This window comes from Limnospira indica PCC 8005, assembly GCF_000973065.1.
GTDB classification, from domain to species: Bacteria; Cyanobacteriota; Cyanobacteriia; order Cyanobacteriales; family Microcoleaceae; genus Limnospira; species Limnospira fusiformis.
Genome location: NZ_FO818640.1, coordinates 3,851,333 through 3,870,276 on the forward strand (window position 1 = coordinate 3,851,333; position 18,944 = coordinate 3,870,276).

Below are 18,944 nucleotides of genomic sequence, written 5' to 3' on the forward strand. Positions count from 1 at the left end.
GCATTTTTTAGGTTAAAATATCGATAGATTAATAGACAAAAAAAGTAAAAAATGGTTAATTCTTTTGAATTTAAAGCGAAAATCAAACAAGGCATGATAGAAATTCCGCCGGAATATCAACAAAGTATTCAAGAAGGAAGGGACGTTAGAGTGATTGTGGTTTCAGAAGCAAAGCCCCAAACCAGATTAATGGATCAATTGGCAGAAAACCCCATTCCGGTTCAAGGGTGGGTCAAACCAACCCGAGATGAAATTCACGACAGAAAGTGATGAGTGATAAAACCCTATTTATTGATTAAAATATTTGGCGATATCGTTGTCAAGTTGATGAATTAACACTATAATTGATAAATAGAAATCACCTTAATACTTCGAGTTCGATGAATTGACTTTTGAGGTTTTTCATTGGTTATGAATTCCGTTGCTCCAACCGAGACTGCTGCTGCAATATGTAAAGCATCCATAGCCCCTAGTCCAAATTGACTAGATTCTCGATAGGCTTGTTCAATGATAGTGTTGATATCGTTTGCCCAGTAAATGACGGCATCAAAAAAAGTTTCATAAAACTTTATCTCGCTACTTTGTTGATGATGAATCGCTTTGGGTAAAACCTCTAATTTCAAAAAAATACTAGAAGCAAATTCTCGCTGGTCATCTTCTAAGATTTGTAAAGAAAGTTCAGCCATTTCATTTTCAGCGCGAGCCGCATAAATTAACACTCCAGCATCAACAAAAGTTCGGATCATTATTAGTCCACATAGCCTCCACGGCGTTCGGCTTTTTCTTGTTCTATTTCTTCTGGCGTTAACAAGGGGATGCCCGATTCTATAATTTCTTGGCGGATTTTTCTTAACTTTGCTCCAAGCGGGGAACTGGGTTTAGTCGGTTGGGGCGTTTGATGAATAGAGTCAATAAAAGCGAGAACTTGTTGCTGTTGTTCAGGGTCTAAACGCTGCCATTTTTCTAATAATTTTTGGGTAGTCATTTGGCTTGATTCCTGATTTTAGGCTCTGATTAATTGTAATATAGCCTGACTTGCGATCGCCACCTCAAAACCCTAAAACGCGCCCCACCTCCTCCCCCACGGAGCCATCCTCTTTGGCGGCGAATTTCCACCCCGACCCAACCCACCCTAAAAGCGATCGCCTTTTGCCAAAAACTGACGGGGGTAATTGCGTTCCGGAAGCGTCTGGGTAGGAGAGTACGATTTCTCGCCGACGACCCCCTAGAAGCGCCGTTAAAAGGCTTTCCCCCCAATCAACGGAATCTGATATCTGCGATCGAAACCTGGTTAGGGGAGATTTAAGCAGCCACCAAGAAACCCGGTTTCTGAACCCTCACCCCAAGTTCTCAAATTCGCTAAAATATCAGCAAACCCTAGCCTTCAGCTAAAACATGGAATCAATTGTTAAATTTATTGTTTCTACTCCCCTAGGGTTCACCGTCCGCACCACCGAAAGCTACTGGCAAACACTGCTTATCAAGCATCCCGATATTACCCATTATGAAACTGAAATTCAGCAAACCCTTAATCAACCCGATGCCATTTACCAAAGTCAGCGCGATATTGATGTCTTGCTATTTTATCGCACCCTCAAAGCCAAAAGGTGGCTGGTTGCCGTTGCGCGGCGTTTAAATGGAGAGGGTTACTTGATTACAGCTTACCAAACTGATGCAATCAAAACAGGAGAAAAATTATGGCCCAAATAAAAGTCTTTTACGAACCCGAAACCGAACTCTTAACCATTTTTTGGCAATCTCCCCGCCCTAACCAAATTGCTACGGAACTTGGGAACGATATTATCCTTTTCAAAGATGGAGATACCAATGAACCTATTGGCATCGAAGTGTTATCCTATCGCCCTGGAGACGATCGCATTAGTGGCATCTCCCTAGAACTCGGCCAACAAAACCTTATTAAAACCTGAAAAAATCCACTGCACTCAAATCTAAGCGAAAATTACCTTCCTCCCCCAGTACCCCCTAGAAGCGCCGTTAAAAAGTTTTCCCCCAATCAACGGAATCTGATATCCGCCATTGAAAGTTGGTTAGAGGAAATTAAGGCGTATTCGTAATTTCCACAATCATTTCTCCTTGCTGCAATTGCTCCAACGCATTCGGTAAAGTTGCCATTAACAATTTTCGCAAATTACGGTTCGTGACATTGCCACAAGTTAGCCATAAAATTTGAGGAGGCGATCCTAAACGACAGACCAAATCAATAAAATCACTGTCTTTCGTGACAATCACCACATTTTCAGACCGTGCTGCTGCAAAAATCTCGATATCTTGAGCATCCCGCCAGCCTAAATCCCGCAATGCACTCGCTTCTAAACCAAAGGTTTCTGTCAGCCAACTTGCCAACGTAGGCGGAAGTTGAGCATCGACCCAAATTTTCATGCGGTGAGTCTGGGAAAATCAGTACGTCTTGCCGCAAACAGCAGACAGGCTTGAATATCTGCTAGTTCTAAATCGGGAAAATCTTCTAAAACTTCAGAAATGCTCACATTTTCCGCTAACATTTCTAAAATATCGGTGACTCTAATTCGCATCCCGCGAATACAGGGACGACCCCCACATTGACCGGGATTTTGCGTAATTCGGCTCATTAATTCAGGAGTTGAAGTCATATTTTTAAGGCTGAATGTGTGATTACACCTCATAAATTATAGCCGATCGCGCTCCTCAATTCTTTCTCCGAATAAGCGCTCACCGGGGAATCCCTGCAACACCTACCCCTGTATTGCCTCAACGCTGACATCCTCGCTAACCAAACCCGCGAAGGGGAAATCGCCCTCACCCGATCGCCAACTGATTTGGGAAATCACTTATCCCGAGGAAGACCCCGCCGAAATGCGATCGCCACCTCAAAAGCCTAAAACGCGCCCCACCTCCTCCCCCACCGTGCCATCCTCTTCGGCGGCGAATTTCCACCCGGACGAAACCCACGCCAGAAGCGATCGCCTTTTGCCAAAAACTGACGGGGGTAATTGCGATCGCGAAGCGTCTCCGTAGGAGAATCGCATTTCTCACCTCAGAACCCCTAGAAGCGCCGTTAAAAGGCTTTCCCCCCAATCAACGGAATCTGATATCTGCGATCGAAACCTGGTTAGAGGAGATTTAAGCAGCCAAGAAACCCGGTTTCTGACCCTTAGCACCAAAATTAGCTAAAATGTCAACAACCCCTAGCCCCCAACTCAAAAATGACTCAAACTCTTGATATCACCGGACTCACCCCAGAACAAATCGAGCAAATTCACAAGATGATAGAAACTTTTAAAACTATTAATCAACAGCAGAAACAAGGCGATCGCCCACTAATAACTGACTCCACCAGCCCCCTCACCCAGGCTCAAAAAATAGTCAAAAAATATGCGAAAAATCGCAACCTAACAGAGGAACTGATTCAAGAACGCCGTCACGAGTCTATCCATGAGTAATGTCATCATGGATGCCTCTGCTATATTAGCATTTCTCAATCAAGAAAGCGGGAGTGAACAAATAACAGACTTGATTGAAAATGCAACGATTAGCACCATTAATTTATCGGAAGTTATTGCTAAATTGGCCGAAATTGGCATCTCAGAAACCGAGATTTTGCAAATTTTGTCCGACTTGAACTTAAAAATTGTTCCCTTTGATGAACCGCAAGCTCAAATTGCGGGTATGCTACGACCCATGACTAAACCTCTAGGCTTATCCCTAGGCGATCGCGCTTGTCTAGCCCTGGGTCTTGTTCTCAATCAACCCGTGATTACCGCAGACCGCCAATGGAGTCAGTTAAATCTTAACCTCGAAATTCGAGTGATTCGGTAAAAAGGGTTTCCCCCCAATCAACCTCATCTGATATCCGCCATTGAAACCGGGTTAGAGGAGGTTTGATGATTCAAGAAACCCGGTTTTTGACCCTTAGCGCCAAAATTAGCTAAAATGTCAACAACCCCTAGCCCCCAACTCAAAAATGACTCAAACTCTTGATATCACCGGACTCACCCCAGAACAAATCGAGCAAATTCACAAGATGATAGAAACTTTTAAAACTATTAATCAACAGCAGAAACAATCAACCCGAGAAAATCTCTCAGAATCAGACTTGAATTCTTTGTTTTTTGCCAGCGAAATTCTCCAGCCCTTTAATCGGACGATGCTTTATGGCAGGGGAAGCTAAACGAATTTATCTGGATACGAACATCCTCGCTTATGTTGCTAATACCAAAGCCCCTCAACATCAAGCCGCTTTAGAAATATTTAGACCCACCGAAAGGGAAATTTTGTGTGTCTCATCGCAGGTTTGAGCGGAATTTTACTCCTATATTACTAATCCCGCTATTTTAGCCACGCCTTTACAGCCAACGGAAGCAATTATCCGCATTAACCGGATTTGTCAGATGCCCCATATCTGTCTACTTTCAACTCCGGTGGATTTGTTTGAACGTTGGATCGGTTTATTGGCAGAAAGACCTGTAAGCAATGGAGGTGTTTTTGATTTACTGCACATTGGGATTATGTTAGCCCATGATGTTACCACAATCTACACTTTTAACATCAAGGACTTTTCTTGGTGTTCTCAAATTGAGGCGATCGCTCCGAGTCACCGTTAATCAACCCACCCCAGAAGTGATCGCTTCGGCGTTGACCTAGGAGAGTACGATTTCTCACCGACGAACCCCTAGAAGCGCCGTTAAAAGGCTTTCCGCCGAATCAAGGGAATCTGATATCGGCGATCGCTTCGGCGTTGACCTAGGAGAATCGAAACCTGGTTAGGGGAGATTTGAGGATTGGCATTTTTTAGGTTAGAATAGGGTTAGAGGAGAGTTGATAATTAATTATTGTCAGGTCGAAAGCGTAAACTATTAAGGCTGGTTGCCGTTGCAATTGTCTCAAAATCCCTGTCATTATGAATTAAGATCAACTGATGTGCGATCGCCAGTTGAGCAATACAACAATCAATACTACTTCTAACCGTTAATCCCTGTCGTTGTAAATCGTAATAAATTCGGGCAGCCGCCACCCAAGTATTAGGAGTGGGTTCGATATAGTCTTGGTCTTGCAGATAGGTTTCTAATAACCTCCACTCCCGTTCATCTCGGCAACCTTGCAACAGTTCCATTTGAGTAAATCGGCTCAAAAAAATGGGTTGCTCCTTAATAATTTCTGATAAAGATTGACCAACCGTACCCGTCTTGTCTCGCAAAACAGCAATCCAAACTGATGTATCAATCAAAAACATTCCGGTTTAACCGTAAGGCTTTATAGTCGTAATCTGTTGAGAATTGAATCTGTCCGCTCAAATCGAGTAAATTTCGTTTTTTGCGGTTTTTGACTAACTCGGATAAAGCCAAGTTAATTAATTCTTGTTCTGTCTGAATATTGGTTAAGCGCAATGCTTCTTTCACCAATTCTTCATTGAGTTCGATGGACTTTTTCATCGCTAGTGGTTGATTTTATGTTCAGATTTATTGTCGTGCCGATTTACTTATATTAACATTTTTCTGACTCAATGTCCCCCTGATTTGGGAAATCACTTGTCCCGAGGAAGACCCCGCCGGAAATGCGATCGCCACCTCAAAACCCTAAAACGCGCCCCACCTCCTCCCCCACAGTGCCATCCTCTTTGGCGGCGAATTTTCACCCCGACAAAACCGACCCCAAAAGCGATCGCGAAGCGTCTGGGCAGGAGAATCGCTTCGGCGTTGACCTAGGAGAGTACGATTTCTCACCTCAGAACCCCTAAAAGCGCCGTTAAAAGGCTTTCCGCCGAATCAAGGGAATCTGATTGATATAGGCGATCGCTTAGGCGTTGACCTGGGAGAATCGAAACTTGGTTAGGGGAGATTTGAATATCTGAAACTGTTACAATCTGACGCAAACGTATTATTCCCCAGCCGCCAAGAAGTGCCTCAGAAACGGGGGTGGTGACCATTTCATCCAGAGGCGTAAAGGATTCTTCTGGGCTTTAGGTGTCGTCGTGGGCGTAACGACGATAGAGGAAGTCTAGGGCTTCGTTGCGTAGCTCGTAGTATTCTGGCTGTTCCATGAGTCGGGTGCGATCGCGCGGCCGAGGGAAGGGTAAGTCGAGGATTTCACCAATGCGGGCAGCCGGGCCGTTCGTCATCATGACCAGGCGATCGCCCAGGAAGAGGGCTTCGTCGATATCATGGGTAATCATGAGTACGGTGACTTTGTGATCGGCCCAGATTTGTAGCAGTTCTTCTTGCAGTTCTTCCCGGGTGATGGGATCGAGAGCGCCGAAAGGTTCATCGAGAATGAGAACTTTGGGGCGAAGGGCTAAGGCTCTGGCGATGGATACCCGTTGTTTCATTCCCCCGGAGAGTTCTTTGGGCTTCTTGTCGGCGGCCTCAGTTAAGCCCACCAGTTCCAGATGTTCTCGCACGATCGCCACTTTGTCCCGTTGTTTGAGCTTGGGAAAGACGGAGTTGACAGCCAGGAAGATATTCTCGTAGGCGGTTAGCCAGGGCAGGAGGGCATAGTTTTGGAAGACCACCATGCGATCAGGCCCGGGTTCTTTAATTCGTCGTCCTTCTAAGCGAACTTCTCCTTCGCTGGGTTGACGGAAGCCGGAAACCATATCCAGGAGGGTCGATTTACCACAGCCGGAGTGCCCAATCAGACATAAGAATTCTCCTTCCCGGACGGTGAGTTGGATGTTGTCGAGAACTCGATAGGGCCCCTCTGGGGTGGCATAGGTTTTGCTAAGGCCATCAATGACCAGATAAGAGTCATTGGTGGTGTAGGTGTGGGAGGTGGAGTTGGTTACAGTTTGCATTGGGTAAGAAGGAAATAGACAGTAGGTAGCAGGGGTGAAAGAGGAATGGGGGATCGGTTGTCCTCTAGGGATGGCTTAGGGGTGGGTTCTTTGGGGTTAGGCGGCCGATAGTTCTCGGGGGGCTGGGTTGAGATCGATTTCTGTGATGGTTAGGTTGGTTTTGATTTGTAGTTGTTCTAGGTAATGGATGGGATCGTCTGGGTTGAAAATAGCCCCGTCGAAGAGGATGATGGGATAGCGATCGCGGCCAATGTCCATCATGTTTAAGCCTTGGGCGGCTTGGGAGAACATATCGAGACGGCGGACGCGATCAATGACTTCAATCCAGTTGCGGGGGAAGGGGGTAATGCCCCAACGGGCCATTTGGGTGAGAATCCACAGGGCTTCGGTGCGATCGGGACAGTTGGTTTTGTCGCAGAAGAACTGGTTGTAGCGGGGGATAGGTTGGGGGTCGCCGATGCCTTTGTTGTAGGCATCAATGAAGCCGGGACGGGTGTAGATGGGGTCGGACCCGACATATTCGGGACGACAGATGAGGTCTAAAACCTCTTCCCGATGACGCATATCGTCGCAGTAGTCGCAGGCTTCTAAGAGGGCTTGGATGAGGGCTAGATGGGTTTTGGGGTGAGTTTGCGCCCAGTCTTCCCGGACTCCGAGGACTTTTTCGCAATGGCCAGACCAGATTTCCGGGTCGGTGGCCATGACGAAACCGATGCCTTCATGGACGGCGCGGGAGTTCCAGGGTTCGCCGACACAGTAGCCGTCGATGTTGCCGGCTTTGAGGTTGGCGACCATTTGTGCGGGGGGAATGATGACGATATCCAGGTCGCGATCGGGGTCGATGTCAGCGGAGGCGAGCCAGTAACGTAGGATGAGGTTGTGCATGGAGGTGGGATGCACGGCTCCCAGGGTGAGTCGTCGGTCGGGGTGGGCGGCGATAAAGCCTTTGAGATCGGCGAGAGTTCGCACCCCTTCCTCGTAGAAGTGACGATGGAAGGTGATGGCGTTGCCGTTGCGAGAGAGGGTCATGGCGGTAATGACGGGCAGGGGGGTATGGTTATCCCGGCCTATGGTCATTCCGAGGGGCATTCCGGCAACCATTTGGGCTGCGTCGAGGCGTTGCTCTCGAATGCCCGATTCGATCGCGTTCCAACTGAGTTCGCGACTGAGGGTGACTTGGGTCAAGCCATGTTTGGCGAAGAATCCCCGTTCTTTAGCCACCACGAGGGGGGCGCAGTCGGTGAGGGGGATGAAGCCTAGGTTGAGGTTGACTTTTTCTAAGCCGTTTTCGTGAACTTCGATGGGTTGGGGTTGGCTTTGGCGTTTCTTAGCCCGTCGCTGTTGGTTGAGGAAATAGACGATCTCGTTGCGGAGTCCGTAGTAGTTGGGATCTTTGACCACCGAGACATGGGTGCGGGGCCTGGGGATGGGGACATCGAGAATTTGCCCGATGTATGAGGCGGGGCCGTTGGTGAGGAGGACGATGCGATCGCTCAGGAGGAGGGCTTCGTCCACGTCATGGGTGACCATGATACAGGTGACTTGGCTTTCCTCGCAGATACGCATCAGTTGTTCTTGCAGTCCCCCTCGGGTCAGGGCATCTAGGGCTCCAAAAGGTTCGTCCAGGAGGAGGAGTTTGGGGCGGATAGCCAGCGACCGGGCAATGGCAACCCGCTGTTTCATGCCCCCGGAGAGGTGGGCGGGGCGTTTATGGGCCGCATGACGTAAGCCCACTAGGTCAATGTGATGTTCAATGATACCGCGTTGTTCTCCTCGGGGGCGATCGCCCATAACGGATTCGACCGCCAAGGCGATGTTTTCTCGCACCGTTAGCCAGGGCAGCAGAGAATAGTTTTGGAATACCACCATGCGATCGGGTCCCGGCTCTGTCACCTGGCGACCTTCTAGGATGATGCCCCCTCGGGTAGGTTTATCGAGTCCGGCAATTAGGTTTAAGAGGGTTGATTTACCACAGCCCGAATGACCCACCAAGGAGATAAATTCACCTTTACGAATCTTGAGTTCAATGTTACTCAAGGCAACATAAGTGCCTCCATTAGGGAGATTAAAGACTCGTTCAATATGGTCAACTTCAGCAAAAATAGACATGGGCTTTAAGCAGGAGTAGGGGACAACGAAATCAGAACAGAAGACAGCTAATTAATTATTGAGCTTAGTCTTCAGACACCACCAAACTGGCCAAGAAGGTAATAAACTTATCCAGCAGTAGGCCGACGACCCCGACATAAATCACCGCTAGGATAATGTCACTCATGCGAGAACTGTTCCAGGCATCCCAGATAAAGAAACCAATACCCACACCACCAATCAACATTTCGGCGGCGATAATTGCCAGCCAAGACAGACCAATCCCAATCTTGAGTCCCGTAAAAATATAGGGAACCGTTGCCGGGAAGAGGATTTTAAAGAAATAGGTCTTGCGGTCAAGTCGTAGCACCCGTGACACATTATTATAATCCTGAGGAATTTGCCGCACTCCCTCAGTTGTATTGATAATAATCGGCCAAATTGCTGTAATAAAAATCACAAAAATAGCCGAAGGGTTTGCTCGCTCAAAGCCTGCCAAGGAAATCGGTAGCCAAGCCAAGGGGGGAATCGTTCTCAAGATTTGAAAAATCGGGTCTAAGGCACGGTACATTAGAGTGTTCGTACCAATCAGAACTCCTAACGAGACTCCCACCACCACAGCGAGGGAGAACCCCAAGGCCACCCGTTGCAAACTCGTCAAAATTTGCCAGAATAGCCCCTTATCAATGCCGCCGTGGTCAAAAAACGGGTCGATAATCAATTCCCAAGTTTCTGACACTGTGCGGATAGGACCGGGCAACGTCGAATCGGAAACAGCGGTGAACACCTCCCAAACAACCAGGAAAATCAGAATAGCAACCGCAGATGGAATCAGCTTTTTCCCCTTGTTAAGAACGGCTTTAAGCCACCGTTGTGGGGAAAATTGAAATTTATGGCGTCGGCGATAAGTAGGAGAAGTCATAGGTTCATGAGGAGAGAAGGGGACAGGGAACTGATACATTGACGCGACATTTATCCGGCTATTGCCTGACAATGCGACGATAGCACTATTACCCGTTAAGGTAACAGAGGCGGTATCCCGCAAAGCTTTTAGAAAGATTCCCAAAGCACCGTTCCAGTCCCTGGGTAGAGTGAACCCACACTCAGGACATCGGAACACTTTTGAGCCACCTAGCTGGGAATGCACATGACCACAGTGAGTACAGGTTTTGCTGGTGTATTCTTCCGTCACATCTACAACTGTGGTTCCAGTTATTTCCCCTTGATGTCTCAGGGTTAGTTTGAATCGATAATGCGCCCATGTCAGCAGGGCGCGGGCAGTCTTAGACCTGATTAGACGCTTCACCTGACTGGCCATATCGGAAGTCTCGAAGGTAGGCCAAAAAATCAGGCTGTGTTATGGGATGGTCAGGGATGCGACCCAATCAACCAAGGGGTTGAAGTCCTCACCGGGTAGTCCCCACGCCCATTTCAGCTCTATTTCATACCCGAAGGTCTCGCACCATACTTGGTATTATACCGTATTGCCCTAAAATGTTAACCTAATTTGAGATTAAATCATGCTCTTAACTCTTAACAGGCAATAGGGGTAGGATGTGTTTCGGCATCAGTCTTAAATTCGGGTAATCTCTAAACTCTTGAGATAATCTTGGGGGTCTTCTGGGTCAAAGACCTTGCCATCAAAGAAGGTTTCGGGACCTCGAGAGGTGCTTTCGGGAATCATGTCTCCCTGGCCGATGGCTTCAGCCGCTTCTCGCCAGAGGTCTTCCCGATTTACTCGGTCCACCATGCCTTTAATATCCGCATCCGGGGGCAGATACCCCCAACGGATATTTTCAGTGAGGAACCAGAGCTCATGACTTTTGAAGGGATAGGACGCATTATCCCGCCAGTATTTCTGCATCAAATCTGGCATTTCCCTCACCTCACCGATGCCGAAATCATAAATACCCCGAGACCGGTCGATAATGTCATCAAACGGCACATTGAACCAAGCCCGGCGGGAGAGAATCTGACACATCTCCTCCACATTCTCCGGTTCACTACACCAGATTTGGGCTTCTAGGGTTCCCATCAACAACGCCCGGGCGGCTTTGGGATGTTCGTCAACCCAATCTGCCCGCATTCCTAGGGCTTTCTCAGGATGGTCTTGCCAGAGTTCCCCAGTGGTTAAGGCGTTATAGCCAATATCTTGGTTCACCAATTGCAGGGGCCAGGGTTCCCCAACACAGAAGGTATCCATATTGCCAACCCGCATATTAGCCACCATCTGGGGTGGGGGGACGACAATCGTCGAAATCTCCTGGTCTGGGTCAATCCCTCCCGCCGCCAGCCAGTAGCGAATCCAGCAGTCATGGGTTCCTCCGGGAAAGGTCATGGCGGCCCGTAAGTCTTCACCCGCAGCCCGTCGTTCAGCGAACCGTTCCTTGAGGGGGGTACTATCGACTCCAATTTCTAAATCGCGATAGTCATTGGAGAGGCAAATCCCCTGACCATTCAAATTCAGACGCGCCAAAATGTACATCGGGACTCGCCGACCATCGGTGACAATCCCCTCTGAAATCAGATAAGGCATTGGTGTGAGAATATGTGCCCCATCAATACCACCGCCCCGAGAACCCAGAACTAAATTGTCACGGGTGGTTCCCCAGGATGCTTGTTTTTCAACGGAGACATCCGTCATGCCATACTTAGCAAAAAAGCCTTTTTCCCGTCCAATAATTAGGGGAGCCGCGTCGGTTAAGGCAATAAAGCCGAGTCGTGCTGTTGGAGTTTCCGGGGCATTTTCTGGGTCAATTTCTACCTCAAATTGGGTTTGGTCATTAATCGGTCCGCAGCTATGGAGTAATAAGCTGCCAGCCGTTGCTGCACCAGCTGTAATCAGGAATTGGCGACGGTTAAATCGGGGCATTGTTTAGTTAAGAATCAACAGTGAGTTTTTAGGTTCTAATCACAGGGGATGAGTGCTTAGAGATAACATAGGGTCGGTTTGATGTTGTGTCCACAATCTAAGAAAAATCACCAGGGGTTTATGTATCGGCAACTACAATTTTTAGATTGTTTTTTATTTTACGCATTTCGGTCATGCGTAACTTGCATCTGAGTGAAAAGGACCCATGAAATAGCAGAAAAAAAGTAGCCATTGATATGATGACCCCAAGGCTAGGGCGACCCGGCAGGACAACCACAAGGGGTCGCCCCCACCTCTTCCCCCTCTCCTCCTCTGTGTCCTCTGTGGCTGAAGTGCTAACCCAGAGGTGGTTAGACCTTCTTCCCGCCATTCTGCGCCAGAGTGGCTATGCTGGAAGTTGCGGGTGCGTTCGTCTCCCCAGCGACCGATAGCCCAATCAGGATTTAACGAAAGTGGTGGGGAAGGTCGTCGCTACATTCATGGCCGTCGGCGCATCCACAGACAATAAACGAACGTCAGCAGCAACCATCCCGATACACAGCCCAAACAAGCCGACATCACCGGAGCCGGAGGAGTCTCTAAGGAGGAATTAAGCTGAATTTCCATCACCTCATTAACATAGGGTTCCACGAAATTACTATATGCGTCTTCTAAGGCGGCGCGTTGTTTGAATTTGTCTTGTAGATTAGCCATGACTGACCTCATTTGTGTCTCTGAGGTCAGTGTTTTTTTGGGCTACTGCCCAAGCAAACCCACAGGTAAAATCCGGAAATCCTTGCTACAATGGCTTTACCTGGTTTGGGCAACTCTCCCGTTTGGGCAAGTTTCCCCAAACCAGCACCAGTTTTCTATCGAGGGTCGTCATGGTGGGAAAATCGGGTCAGCCTTTCAAAAAAAGCCGCAAGTATGGAGAAAGCGCGGAGGACTTGCAAGACCGTCTGGACTTCGTGGCGGCGTTGCTGGCTTGGGATGATAAGGAGATCACGATTCCCCCAGACTCACTCAAGGCACAGTTTGAACTGGAGTGGGTGAAAGAGGACGAGTTGAGGGTGTCTGGCATCCTTGAGCAAAAACAGCGCAATGGACAGATTAAGCGGATAGAAAAGGGGATTACTAAGAAGGAGTTAGGGATTTTATTAGAAACCTATCGCCAGAAACCGATTTTGGAAGCGGCGAGGGATGAACTGATTCAAAATGCCTTGGCTTGCCTTCGAGATTTGGGGATTCTGAAGGAGCATGAATCAGCCAAAAATCAAGGATATTGGAAGTTTTCGCTCTGTCTCAAACATCAAACCAAGAGAGAAGAGAACCTACAGGTTATTCGAGATAAATGGAAAGAGTCCTTTGGGGAACTGCCTGAACCTAACCATCCGCCCCAACTCACGGCGACGCTCAACCGCTGCATTTTAGGACTCAAAGGCGACTATCAAAAAGCGCAACAGCAACTCACGGAAATCACCCAAACCCTGCAAAACCTCCTCAAGGATAAAACCCTCTCGATTACCAAAGTTGAGCAAGGCAGTATTATCCTGATTGTGGAGAGTTCCCAAACCGGGTATGAGCAACTTAAACGCCTGATTGGACAAGAGATTGCTGGGTTCCCGGTGGAATATGCGATCGATGAATGGCAAGATATTTGCCGTCGGATGTTACTGGACCGGAAACCGTTAAGCAGTAATACGGTTATCGGTCAGGTTTATGGCGATCGCAATTTAATTGATGAGGATTTATTTGTCGATTTAGCCCTAGTGAAACCGAAACGGAGTGAGAACCCAAAACACCCCCAAGAGATTGACCCGGAAAAAGGTTCGGACTTGTACAATCGGGAGGAAGTGGAGAAACGGTTTGCTTACCGAGAGTTTCTCGAAGAAGTGATTAGTCAACGCACGGAGAAACGTCTGGCGATTATTGGGGAACCGGGGGCGGGAAAAACCACGTTACTCCAGAAATTAGCCTTTTGGTTATTACAAGAAACCGATGATTTAGTGGTTTGGGTATCCTTGGCAGAATTGGGCAGTCAACCCCTGGGAGAGTATTTAGAGCAAAAATGGCTCACCGAGGCATTGAGGCAGTCCAGAGAGGAAATTAAAGCCGACTGGGGGAATAAATTTGAGGGGGGTGCAGTCTGGTTACTGTTGGATGGCTTGGATGAGATGAGCCAGACGGACCTACAGGGGTTAAATTTCCGAGGTTGGGTGACGGATGCGCGGATGATTGTCACCTGTCGCTTGAATTTGTGGCAAGCGAACCCCAGCCAGTTACAGGGGTTTCAAACCTATCTCACCCAACCGTTTCAGGATGAACAAATGCAGGAGTTTATCCGGCGCTGGTTTCGGGGGTTGGTGGCGGAGGGTGAGGATGTCCAGTTAGCGGAATCGTTGTGGTCAGAATTGCAAGAGTCGGGGAAGGAACGGATTAAGGATTTATGCCGCAATCCCCTGCGGTTAACCTTGTTATGTGCGACTTGGAAGGTGGAGGATGCGCTACCGGAAACGATGGCGGACTTGTATGCGGGTTTTGTGGAGTCGGTCTATGGCTGGAAGGAAACGGCTTTTCCGGTGACGGAGGAGGAAAAGGAACAGTTAAATGCGGCTTTGGGAGAGTTGGCGAAGGCATCCCTAGAGGCGGAAACGAGTCGATTTCGGTTAACTCATCGGTTGGTGTGTGAGCATTTGGGGAAACCGAAGGCAAAGGGGTCGTTGTTTCCTCTGGCGTTAAAGTTAGGTTGGTTGAATGAGGTGGGGGTGGCAGAGGAAAATCCCCGTGAGAAGGTGTATGGGTTTTATCATGCGACGTTTCAGGAGTATTTGGCGGCGTTGGCGGTGGAGGATTGGGATTATTTTCTGCCTCGGAATCATGTAGATTGTCCGGTGGAGGGGAAGCGGTATCGGATTTTTGAGAAGCAGTGGAAGCAGGTGATTTTGTTGTGGTTGGGGCGTGAGGATGTTAAGGATGAGGAGAAGGAGGGGTTTATTCGGGCGTTGGTTGAGTTTGATGATGGATTTGCAGAATTGAAACATCATAGTAGAGATTTTTATGAATATCAAGCCTATTTTATAGCTGCTGCTGCGATTAATGAATTTAAGGTTTGTTCCCTAGTGACTGAGGTTGTTAGGCAGGTAGTAAAGTGGGGGTTTGGTTATTTCAATATTGAAAAACAGGAATGGCGAATTTTTTTAGAACCGATTGGAGAAGTAGCGAGAGAGAGTATTTCAGAGACGATTCGACGACAAGCTATTTCAGAACTGATTGCTATTCTTGAACATTGTCCAGATCATGAAACCTGTAGGAGGGCAGCGGAGAATTTAGGGGAAATCGATCTGGGTAATGCTAGAGCAACCGAGGTCTTAATCCAACTGCTGGAAACTATTGATTCTGAAGGATTTCATGGAAAAGTAGCTGAGAGTTTGGGGAAAATTGGACAAGGAAATCGTAGAGCAGTTGAAGCGTTAGTCCGGTATCTCGAAACTACAAACGATGAATTTTCTCCTATAGCAGCAGTGAATAGTTTGCTGCAAATTGGTCAAGGAAGTGTAATTGCAGATTTGGTTCGTATTCTCACAACTACTGAAAGTGACGATACTCGTTGGAATATAGTAAGCGGTTTGGGTAAGCAAGTCAATGCGGGAAATCCGATCGTGATAGCAGCATTACTCCAAGTTATCAAAACCCCTCCAGATATATTATCTACTCATCTGGCTCCCATTGGGTTGGGTGAAATTGCACAAGGAAATTTAGAGGCAATTACAGCGTTAATTCACATTGTCAAAACACATGAAGATGAAACTCTCCGTGAAAATGCGGTGAAAAGTTTGGGTAAAATTGCACAAGGAAATTCAGAGGCAATCAGAACATTAATCCATATTCTCTACACAAATTCAGATGGAAGTCTTCGTCGAACTGCAACAGAGAGTTTAGGGAAAATTGCACAAGGAAATTCAGAGGCGATCAAAACGTTAGTTCACATTCTTATAAGCACACAGGATTACTATACTCGTAGAAGTGCAGCAAAGAGTTTGGGGAAAGCCGAATATGACAGCCTAGAAGATATCGCTATGTTAATTCACATTCTCAAAACTACTAAAAATGAAGATGACCGTAGAAAAGCAGCGAAGAGTTTGGGTGAAATTGCAGAGGGAAATTCAGAAGCAATCATGGCATTAGTCCATACTCTCGAAACCCCACAAGATTACTATACTCGTAGTAATGCAGCAGAGAGTTTAGCAAAAATTGGACAAGGAAATCCCGATGCGATCGCAGCCTTGCTCAATCTGATCGCCACCACTGAGGATGAAGATACCCGGAGGGAAGCGGCTGAAAGTCTGCGAAAAATCCTCGCCACACCGCAACAATATGCAGGAGTTGTCTCCGCCTTAAAACACAACCTCAGCGATGAAGTTTACCAAAGCAACTTTGACCGATTCAACGAATGTTATAAACTCATCTGGAATTGTGCCGAAAATCTCCCCTATCCCGAATTTTATCAAGCATGGCACAATCCCCCCACCACCCCCCATCCCGAAGTCACCGAACAAACCCCCCATAGCGGCGAACCCTCTTTCGCCTCTCCCCTCACCTGGGAATCCCTGCAACACCTGCCCCTGTATTGCCTTAACGCCGACCTCCTCGCGGACGAAACCCGCGAACGGGAAATCGCCCTCACCCTCAGCGAACTGATTTGGGAAATCACCTGTCCCGACGAAGACCCCCCCGAACCCGCCACCCCCGCAGAACTGCGCCGCCACCTCAAAACCCTACAACGCCGTAACCTCGAACCCCACCGTGCCATTCTCTTCGGTAGCGAAACGGTTTCCACCCCGACCCAACCCACCCCAGCACTCATCGCCTTTTGCCAAAAACTGACGGGGGTAATTGCGATCGCATTTCTCACCGACGACCCCCTAGAAGCGCCGTTAAAAGGCTTTCCCCCCAATCAACCGAATCTGATATCTGCGATCGAAACCTGGTTAGGGGAGAGTGTACATAGGGGTTCTCCCTGAAACTTAGGATAAAATTGGAATTGACCTTAAAACCTGATTTTGGGTAACGAAGCGGACTGAACTGTTATGAATACCCTAGCTCAAGAAATTCTCAAAAACTTTGATGATTTGCCGACTACAGAACAACAGGCGATCGCAGCAGAAATACTCAAGCGCGTTATCAATTTTGACGTTCCCCCTTTGACCGATGAGGATTTAGTCCTCAATGCAGAAGAACTGTTTTTAGCCTTAGATGAGCAAGAGGCAGATTATGAGTAGTCCTAACCGGGGAGAAGTCTGGCTTGTGGATTGAGGTTACACCGCCAAGGTTAGGCTACCCCCGGACCCGCCACCCCGCTTGAAATGCGCTGCCACCTCAAAACCCTCAAACGCGCCCCACCTCCTCCCCCACCGTGCCATTCTCTTCGGTAGCGAATTTCCACCCCGACCCAACCCAACCCAGAAGCGATCGCGAAGCGTCTCCGTAGGAGAGTACGATTTCTCACCTCAGAACCCCTAGAAGCGCCATTAAAAGGCTTTCCGCCCAATCAACGGAATCTGATATCTGCGATCGAAACCTGGTTAGGGGAGATTTGATCACCCAAGAAACCGGGTTTCTGCGAGAGTTTCTGCTACAAACCCGATATTTTGCTAGAAACCCGGTTTCTGAAATTTTAGGTTAAAATATCCTTTCATAGACAAAAAGAGGAAACAAGAGAAATTGCCACTCAACTCACTATTGAACTCGAACCTGACCTAGCTGAAAACTGCAAATCATAACGAACCATGCTTACCCTAGAAATAGCCATCCAAAAAATTCAAAAATTGCCCCCTGAACAATGGCAAAAGTTACTTGAATTCATCGAATTCTTAGAATATCAATCTAGCCACCAGAAAACAGCGCCCCAAACCATAGAAACCCCTGAAGTTTCATTCGCAGAAGCAGCAAAAGAATTTATGGGCTGTCTCGATAGTGACTTAGAGGATTTGTCCCACAATCCTCAATATTTAGAAGGATTAGGTGAAGAATGAGTCCAAAAATCATTGTAGACACGGGAGTTTTAATTGCTTTTCTGTTGCCCAAGGATAAATTTCATTCTTGGGCTGTTAACCAATTATCCAAAATTACCGCCCCCGTCATCACCAATGAATCCGTCATCACAGAAGCCTGTTTTCTGGCCCGAAGAATTCATCAAGGACAAGCAACTATCTTAAAATTAATCAAACAAGGACATCTGGTTATACCCTTCACCTTAATCCAAGAAATAGAAGCGATAGAGAGCCTCATGCAACGCTATGTTTCAGTCCCCATGTCGTTAGCCGATGCCTGTTTAGTGAGGATGAGTGAAATGTATGAAGATAGCCAAATTATTACCCTAGATAGTGATTTTACCATCTATCGAAAACACAGAAACCAAACGATTCCGATTATTATGCCACTGGATAATTAAGGCGATCGCTCATGACCTCAATTCCTGAAAAATGATTCTAATCGGATTAGCAATATCCTTCAGTAGTTGCCCAACAACCTGGAACGATATAAGGAGACATTGCCTTGCTCACCTCCGAACCCCTAGAAGCGCCGTTAAAAGGCTTTCCCCCCAATCAACCGAATCTGATATCTGCGATCGAAACCTGGTTAGAGGAGATTTGAGAAACCGGTTTTCTGCGACAGTTTCACCTACAAATCAGAGATTGGGATAGAAACCCAGTTTCTGGCTACTTAATACACCTCATCATGGCTGCCCATATCAACAAATACAGCTTTTTCATCCTCTGTAAAATAGAATAACACTCTCTCATCATAACCCACACTGAAACTCCATAAATCTTTCAACTTACCCGATAGTTTGTGCGTCTTTAAAGTAGGGTCAAATGGATCGAGGATAAACAAGTCTAACTTTTGCCAAAACCTTGTTTCTAAATCCTGATTGCCTTTAATTTTCTTTTTAAAAGCCCGTTTAAAAGCAGAGCTAAAACTAACTTCCATAATTATTCTTCAATCATCTTCTTCAATTTATCAATCTGGTTGGAGAACTTAAGATTTCCTTGTTTTTCTTCCTGCTGGGCTACTTGGAAATTCTTATAAATATTGTCACGAGATTCTTCACGAAGATATTGCTGTAACAACATTGAAATTTCTTGTTTTTCATCGATAGAAAGACCTTTTATTGCTTCAACTACATCATTAAATCTCATCATTGACTAAGCCTCACGG

At 47.2% G+C, this 18,944-nt stretch carries 31 protein-coding genes and 3 pseudogenes; 17 read left to right on the top strand and 17 right to left on the bottom strand.

Annotated elements, in window-relative coordinates; translation table 11 throughout:
• Positions 1-51: 51 nt before the first annotated feature.
• Entirely contained in the window at positions 52-270 is a 219-nt protein-coding gene (locus XZ46_RS16845) for a hypothetical protein (RefSeq protein ID WP_008049985.1), read from the top strand.
• 68 nt (positions 271-338) lie between these two features.
• On the opposite strand, the gene XZ46_RS16850 is transcribed toward XZ46_RS16845, so the two are convergent.
• Both XZ46_RS16850 and XZ46_RS16855 read right to left on the bottom strand, forming a co-directional pair.
• Entirely contained in the window at positions 339-746 is a 408-nt protein-coding gene (locus XZ46_RS16850; protein ID WP_008049987.1) for a type II toxin-antitoxin system VapC family toxin, read from the bottom strand.
• A gap of 2 nt (positions 747-748) precedes the next feature.
• Entirely contained in the window at positions 749-985 is a 237-nt protein-coding gene (locus XZ46_RS16855) for a hypothetical protein (protein WP_008049988.1), read from the bottom strand.
• A gap of 186 nt (positions 986-1,171) precedes the next feature.
• Between XZ46_RS16855 and XZ46_RS38355 the strand changes: the two genes are divergently transcribed.
• The 3 genes from XZ46_RS38355 (at position 1,172) to XZ46_RS16865 (ending at position 1,928) form a co-directional block, all read left to right on the top strand.
• Entirely contained in the window at positions 1,172-1,306 is a 135-nt protein-coding gene (locus XZ46_RS38355) for an NACHT C-terminal alpha/beta 1 domain-containing protein (protein ID WP_423241847.1), read from the top strand.
• Positions 1,307-1,395: 89 nt separating this feature from the next.
• Complete coding sequence (locus XZ46_RS16860; protein WP_006624725.1) at positions 1,396-1,710, top strand: hypothetical protein; 315 nt, start codon at positions 1,396-1,398, stop codon at positions 1,708-1,710.
• On the top strand, positions 1,698-1,928 hold the full coding sequence (locus XZ46_RS16865; protein ID WP_006624724.1) for a hypothetical protein: 231 nt from the start codon (positions 1,698-1,700) through the stop codon (positions 1,926-1,928). Before XZ46_RS16860 ends, XZ46_RS16865 begins: the two co-directional genes overlap by 13 nt.
• A gap of 130 nt (positions 1,929-2,058) precedes the next feature.
• Here XZ46_RS16865 and XZ46_RS16870 read toward each other — a convergent pair whose 3' ends face one another.
• From XZ46_RS16870 to XZ46_RS32825, 3 genes are all read right to left on the bottom strand, one after another.
• Complete coding sequence (locus tag XZ46_RS16870; RefSeq protein ID WP_006624723.1) at positions 2,059-2,400, bottom strand: DUF5615 family PIN-like protein; 342 nt, start codon at positions 2,398-2,400, stop codon at positions 2,059-2,061.
• Positions 2,397-2,630, bottom strand: a complete 234-nt coding sequence (locus XZ46_RS16875) for a DUF433 domain-containing protein (RefSeq protein WP_006624722.1) — start codon at positions 2,628-2,630, stop codon at positions 2,397-2,399. Before XZ46_RS16875 ends, XZ46_RS16870 begins: the two co-directional genes overlap by 4 nt.
• Before the next feature lie 166 nt (positions 2,631-2,796).
• Positions 2,797-3,033, bottom strand: a complete 237-nt coding sequence (locus XZ46_RS32825) for a hypothetical protein (RefSeq protein ID WP_157234382.1) — start codon at positions 3,031-3,033, stop codon at positions 2,797-2,799.
• Here XZ46_RS32825 and XZ46_RS38360 point away from each other — a divergent pair.
• From XZ46_RS38360 to XZ46_RS38365, 6 genes and pseudogenes are all read left to right on the top strand, one after another.
• Positions 2,996-3,124: an NACHT C-terminal alpha/beta 1 domain-containing protein gene (locus XZ46_RS38360; RefSeq protein ID WP_396442658.1), complete on the top strand. Its 129-nt coding sequence runs from the start codon at positions 2,996-2,998 to the stop codon at positions 3,122-3,124. The genes XZ46_RS32825 and XZ46_RS38360 overlap by 38 nt on opposite strands.
• Before the next feature lie 79 nt (positions 3,125-3,203).
• Positions 3,204-3,440, top strand: a complete 237-nt coding sequence (locus tag XZ46_RS16880; protein ID WP_006624720.1) for a hypothetical protein — start codon at positions 3,204-3,206, stop codon at positions 3,438-3,440.
• Complete coding sequence (locus tag XZ46_RS16885) at positions 3,433-3,816, top strand: type II toxin-antitoxin system VapC family toxin (RefSeq protein WP_006624719.1); 384 nt, start codon at positions 3,433-3,435, stop codon at positions 3,814-3,816. Before XZ46_RS16880 ends, XZ46_RS16885 begins: the two co-directional genes overlap by 8 nt.
• Positions 3,817-3,961: 145 nt before the next feature.
• On the top strand, positions 3,962-4,168 hold the full coding sequence (locus XZ46_RS16890) for a hypothetical protein (RefSeq protein ID WP_008049993.1): 207 nt from the start codon (positions 3,962-3,964) through the stop codon (positions 4,166-4,168).
• 220 nt (positions 4,169-4,388) lie between these two features.
• On the top strand, positions 4,389-4,601 hold the full coding sequence (locus tag XZ46_RS16895) for a hypothetical protein (RefSeq protein WP_006624715.1): 213 nt from the start codon (positions 4,389-4,391) through the stop codon (positions 4,599-4,601).
• Between the two features lie 44 nt (positions 4,602-4,645).
• Positions 4,646-4,744 (top strand): annotated as a pseudogene (locus XZ46_RS38365) (histidine kinase); the annotation flags it as partial.
• 78 nt (positions 4,745-4,822) lie between these two features.
• Here XZ46_RS38365 and vapC read toward each other — a convergent pair.
• Together vapC and XZ46_RS16905 are read right to left on the bottom strand one after the other, a co-directional pair.
• Positions 4,823-5,230, bottom strand: a complete 408-nt coding sequence (gene vapC, locus XZ46_RS16900; RefSeq protein WP_006624714.1) for a type II toxin-antitoxin system VapC family toxin — start codon at positions 5,228-5,230, stop codon at positions 4,823-4,825.
• A complete protein-coding gene (locus XZ46_RS16905; protein WP_006624713.1) occupies positions 5,217-5,429 on the bottom strand; it encodes a type II toxin-antitoxin system VapB family antitoxin in 213 nt (70 codons plus the stop codon). The genes vapC and XZ46_RS16905 overlap by 14 nt, the downstream gene beginning before the upstream one ends.
• Positions 5,430-5,551: 122 nt before the next feature.
• On the opposite strand from XZ46_RS16905, the gene XZ46_RS34465 reads away from it, so the two are divergent.
• On the top strand, positions 5,552-5,734 hold the full coding sequence (locus XZ46_RS34465) for a hypothetical protein (RefSeq protein ID WP_155839148.1): 183 nt from the start codon (positions 5,552-5,554) through the stop codon (positions 5,732-5,734).
• Here the strand turns inward: XZ46_RS34465 and XZ46_RS16910 are convergent.
• The 7 genes and pseudogenes from XZ46_RS16910 to XZ46_RS16935 form a co-directional block, all read right to left on the bottom strand.
• On the bottom strand, positions 5,717-5,869 hold the full coding sequence (locus XZ46_RS16910; protein WP_228116363.1) for a hypothetical protein: 153 nt from the start codon (positions 5,867-5,869) through the stop codon (positions 5,717-5,719). The two genes, XZ46_RS34465 and XZ46_RS16910, sit on opposite strands and share 18 nt — an antisense overlap.
• Positions 5,870-5,956: 87 nt before the next feature.
• Positions 5,957-6,787 carry a nitrate ABC transporter ATP-binding protein gene (locus XZ46_RS16915; RefSeq protein ID WP_006624709.1) on the bottom strand — a complete coding sequence of 277 codons (831 nt, stop codon included), beginning with the start codon at positions 6,785-6,787 and terminating at the stop codon, positions 5,957-5,959.
• A 96-nt stretch (positions 6,788-6,883) separates the two neighbouring features.
• Positions 6,884-8,896, bottom strand: a complete 2,013-nt coding sequence (locus XZ46_RS16920) for an ABC transporter ATP-binding/substrate-binding protein (RefSeq protein WP_006624708.1) — start codon at positions 8,894-8,896, stop codon at positions 6,884-6,886.
• 64 nt (positions 8,897-8,960) lie between these two features.
• A complete protein-coding gene (gene ntrB / locus XZ46_RS16925) occupies positions 8,961-9,836 on the bottom strand; it encodes a nitrate ABC transporter permease (protein ID WP_321176498.1) in 876 nt (291 codons plus the stop codon).
• Positions 9,837-9,839: 3 nt separating this feature from the next.
• Positions 9,840-10,232: pseudogene (locus tag XZ46_RS36870) on the bottom strand (zinc ribbon domain-containing protein); the annotation flags it as partial.
• 216 nt (positions 10,233-10,448) lie between these two features.
• Positions 10,449-11,747, bottom strand: a complete 1,299-nt coding sequence (locus tag XZ46_RS16930) for a CmpA/NrtA family ABC transporter substrate-binding protein (RefSeq protein WP_006616041.1) — start codon at positions 11,745-11,747, stop codon at positions 10,449-10,451.
• 477 nt (positions 11,748-12,224) lie between these two features.
• A complete protein-coding gene (locus XZ46_RS16935; RefSeq protein ID WP_006624704.1) occupies positions 12,225-12,440 on the bottom strand; it encodes a hypothetical protein in 216 nt (71 codons plus the stop codon).
• A gap of 170 nt (positions 12,441-12,610) precedes the next feature.
• Here XZ46_RS16935 and XZ46_RS16940 point away from each other — a divergent pair, with 170 nt between their 5' ends.
• A complete protein-coding gene (locus XZ46_RS16940; protein WP_008050000.1) occupies positions 12,611-16,747 on the top strand; it encodes a HEAT repeat domain-containing protein in 4,137 nt (1,378 codons plus the stop codon).
• 66 nt (positions 16,748-16,813) lie between these two features.
• Positions 16,814-17,005: a hypothetical protein gene (locus XZ46_RS16945; RefSeq protein ID WP_006624702.1), complete on the top strand. Its 192-nt coding sequence runs from the start codon at positions 16,814-16,816 to the stop codon at positions 17,003-17,005.
• A 50-nt stretch (positions 17,006-17,055) separates the two neighbouring features.
• On the opposite strand, the gene XZ46_RS32835 is transcribed toward XZ46_RS16945, so the two are convergent.
• Positions 17,056-17,232, bottom strand: a complete 177-nt coding sequence (locus tag XZ46_RS32835) for a hypothetical protein (RefSeq protein ID WP_228116364.1) — start codon at positions 17,230-17,232, stop codon at positions 17,056-17,058.
• Here XZ46_RS32835 and XZ46_RS38370 point away from each other — a divergent pair.
• The 4 genes and pseudogenes from XZ46_RS38370 to XZ46_RS38375 all read left to right on the top strand — a co-directional run.
• Positions 17,195-17,323, top strand: a complete 129-nt coding sequence (locus tag XZ46_RS38370) for an NACHT C-terminal alpha/beta 1 domain-containing protein (RefSeq protein ID WP_039933462.1) — start codon at positions 17,195-17,197, stop codon at positions 17,321-17,323. The two genes, XZ46_RS32835 and XZ46_RS38370, sit on opposite strands and share 38 nt — an antisense overlap.
• Before the next feature lie 189 nt (positions 17,324-17,512).
• Positions 17,513-17,758: a DUF2281 domain-containing protein gene (locus XZ46_RS16950; RefSeq protein ID WP_008050001.1), complete on the top strand. Its 246-nt coding sequence runs from the start codon at positions 17,513-17,515 to the stop codon at positions 17,756-17,758.
• Positions 17,755-18,177: a type II toxin-antitoxin system VapC family toxin gene (locus XZ46_RS16955; RefSeq protein ID WP_008050002.1), complete on the top strand. Its 423-nt coding sequence runs from the start codon at positions 17,755-17,757 to the stop codon at positions 18,175-18,177. Before XZ46_RS16950 ends, XZ46_RS16955 begins: the two co-directional genes overlap by 4 nt.
• A gap of 98 nt (positions 18,178-18,275) precedes the next feature.
• Positions 18,276-18,380 (top strand): annotated as a pseudogene (locus XZ46_RS38375) (NACHT C-terminal alpha/beta 1 domain-containing protein); the annotation flags it as partial.
• A 69-nt stretch (positions 18,381-18,449) separates the two neighbouring features.
• Here the strand turns inward: XZ46_RS38375 and XZ46_RS16960 are convergent.
• The gene (locus XZ46_RS16960) at positions 18,450-18,716 is read right to left on the bottom strand and encodes a type II toxin-antitoxin system RelE/ParE family toxin (protein ID WP_006624692.1); all 267 of its coding nucleotides are present in this window, start codon (positions 18,714-18,716) and stop codon (positions 18,450-18,452) included.
• 2 nt (positions 18,717-18,718) lie between these two features.
• Entirely contained in the window at positions 18,719-18,928 is a 210-nt protein-coding gene (locus tag XZ46_RS16965; RefSeq protein ID WP_006624691.1) for a hypothetical protein, read from the bottom strand.
• Positions 18,929-18,944: the final 16 nt, after the last annotated feature.

Coding starts and splice junctions, on each gene's coding strand:
- XZ46_RS16865 (WP_006624724.1), top strand. CDS start 1,698: ATGGCCCAAATAAAAGTCTTTTACGAACCCGAAACCGAACTCTTAACC.
- XZ46_RS16905 (WP_006624713.1), bottom strand. CDS start 5,429: ATGAAAAAGTCCATCGAACTCAATGAAGAATTGGTGAAAGAAGCATTG.
- XZ46_RS16885 (WP_006624719.1), top strand. CDS start 3,433: ATGAGTAATGTCATCATGGATGCCTCTGCTATATTAGCATTTCTCAAT.
- vapC (WP_006624714.1), bottom strand. CDS start 5,230: ATGTTTTTGATTGATACATCAGTTTGGATTGCTGTTTTGCGAGACAAG.
- XZ46_RS16855 (WP_008049988.1), bottom strand. CDS start 985: ATGACTACCCAAAAATTATTAGAAAAATGGCAGCGTTTAGACCCTGAA.
- XZ46_RS16915 (WP_006624709.1), bottom strand. CDS start 6,787: ATGCAAACTGTAACCAACTCCACCTCCCACACCTACACCACCAATGAC.
- XZ46_RS16875 (WP_006624722.1), bottom strand. CDS start 2,630: ATGACTTCAACTCCTGAATTAATGAGCCGAATTACGCAAAATCCCGGT.
- XZ46_RS16935 (WP_006624704.1), bottom strand. CDS start 12,440: ATGGCTAATCTACAAGACAAATTCAAACAACGCGCCGCCTTAGAAGAC.
- XZ46_RS34465 (WP_155839148.1), top strand. CDS start 5,552: ATGCGATCGCCACCTCAAAACCCTAAAACGCGCCCCACCTCCTCCCCC.
- XZ46_RS16960 (WP_006624692.1), bottom strand. CDS start 18,716: ATGGAAGTTAGTTTTAGCTCTGCTTTTAAACGGGCTTTTAAAAAGAAA.
- XZ46_RS16930 (WP_006616041.1), bottom strand. CDS start 11,747: ATGCCCCGATTTAACCGTCGCCAATTCCTGATTACAGCTGGTGCAGCA.
- XZ46_RS16965 (WP_006624691.1), bottom strand. CDS start 18,928: ATGATGAGATTTAATGATGTAGTTGAAGCAATAAAAGGTCTTTCTATC.
- XZ46_RS16845 (WP_008049985.1), top strand. CDS start 52: ATGGTTAATTCTTTTGAATTTAAAGCGAAAATCAAACAAGGCATGATA.
- XZ46_RS16890 (WP_008049993.1), top strand. CDS start 3,962: ATGACTCAAACTCTTGATATCACCGGACTCACCCCAGAACAAATCGAG.
- ntrB (WP_321176498.1), bottom strand. CDS start 9,836: ATGTATCAGTTCCCTGTCCCCTTCTCTCCTCATGAACCTATGACTTCT.
- XZ46_RS16860 (WP_006624725.1), top strand. CDS start 1,396: ATGGAATCAATTGTTAAATTTATTGTTTCTACTCCCCTAGGGTTCACC.
- XZ46_RS16955 (WP_008050002.1), top strand. CDS start 17,755: ATGAGTCCAAAAATCATTGTAGACACGGGAGTTTTAATTGCTTTTCTG.
- XZ46_RS16895 (WP_006624715.1), top strand. CDS start 4,389: ATGCCCCATATCTGTCTACTTTCAACTCCGGTGGATTTGTTTGAACGT.
- XZ46_RS16920 (WP_006624708.1), bottom strand. CDS start 8,896: ATGTCTATTTTTGCTGAAGTTGACCATATTGAACGAGTCTTTAATCTC.
- XZ46_RS16945 (WP_006624702.1), top strand. CDS start 16,814: ATGAATACCCTAGCTCAAGAAATTCTCAAAAACTTTGATGATTTGCCG.
- XZ46_RS16950 (WP_008050001.1), top strand. CDS start 17,513: ATGCTTACCCTAGAAATAGCCATCCAAAAAATTCAAAAATTGCCCCCT.
- XZ46_RS16870 (WP_006624723.1), bottom strand. CDS start 2,400: ATGAAAATTTGGGTCGATGCTCAACTTCCGCCTACGTTGGCAAGTTGG.
- XZ46_RS16940 (WP_008050000.1), top strand. CDS start 12,611: ATGGTGGGAAAATCGGGTCAGCCTTTCAAAAAAAGCCGCAAGTATGGA.
- XZ46_RS16880 (WP_006624720.1), top strand. CDS start 3,204: ATGACTCAAACTCTTGATATCACCGGACTCACCCCAGAACAAATCGAG.
- XZ46_RS16850 (WP_008049987.1), bottom strand. CDS start 746: ATGATCCGAACTTTTGTTGATGCTGGAGTGTTAATTTATGCGGCTCGC.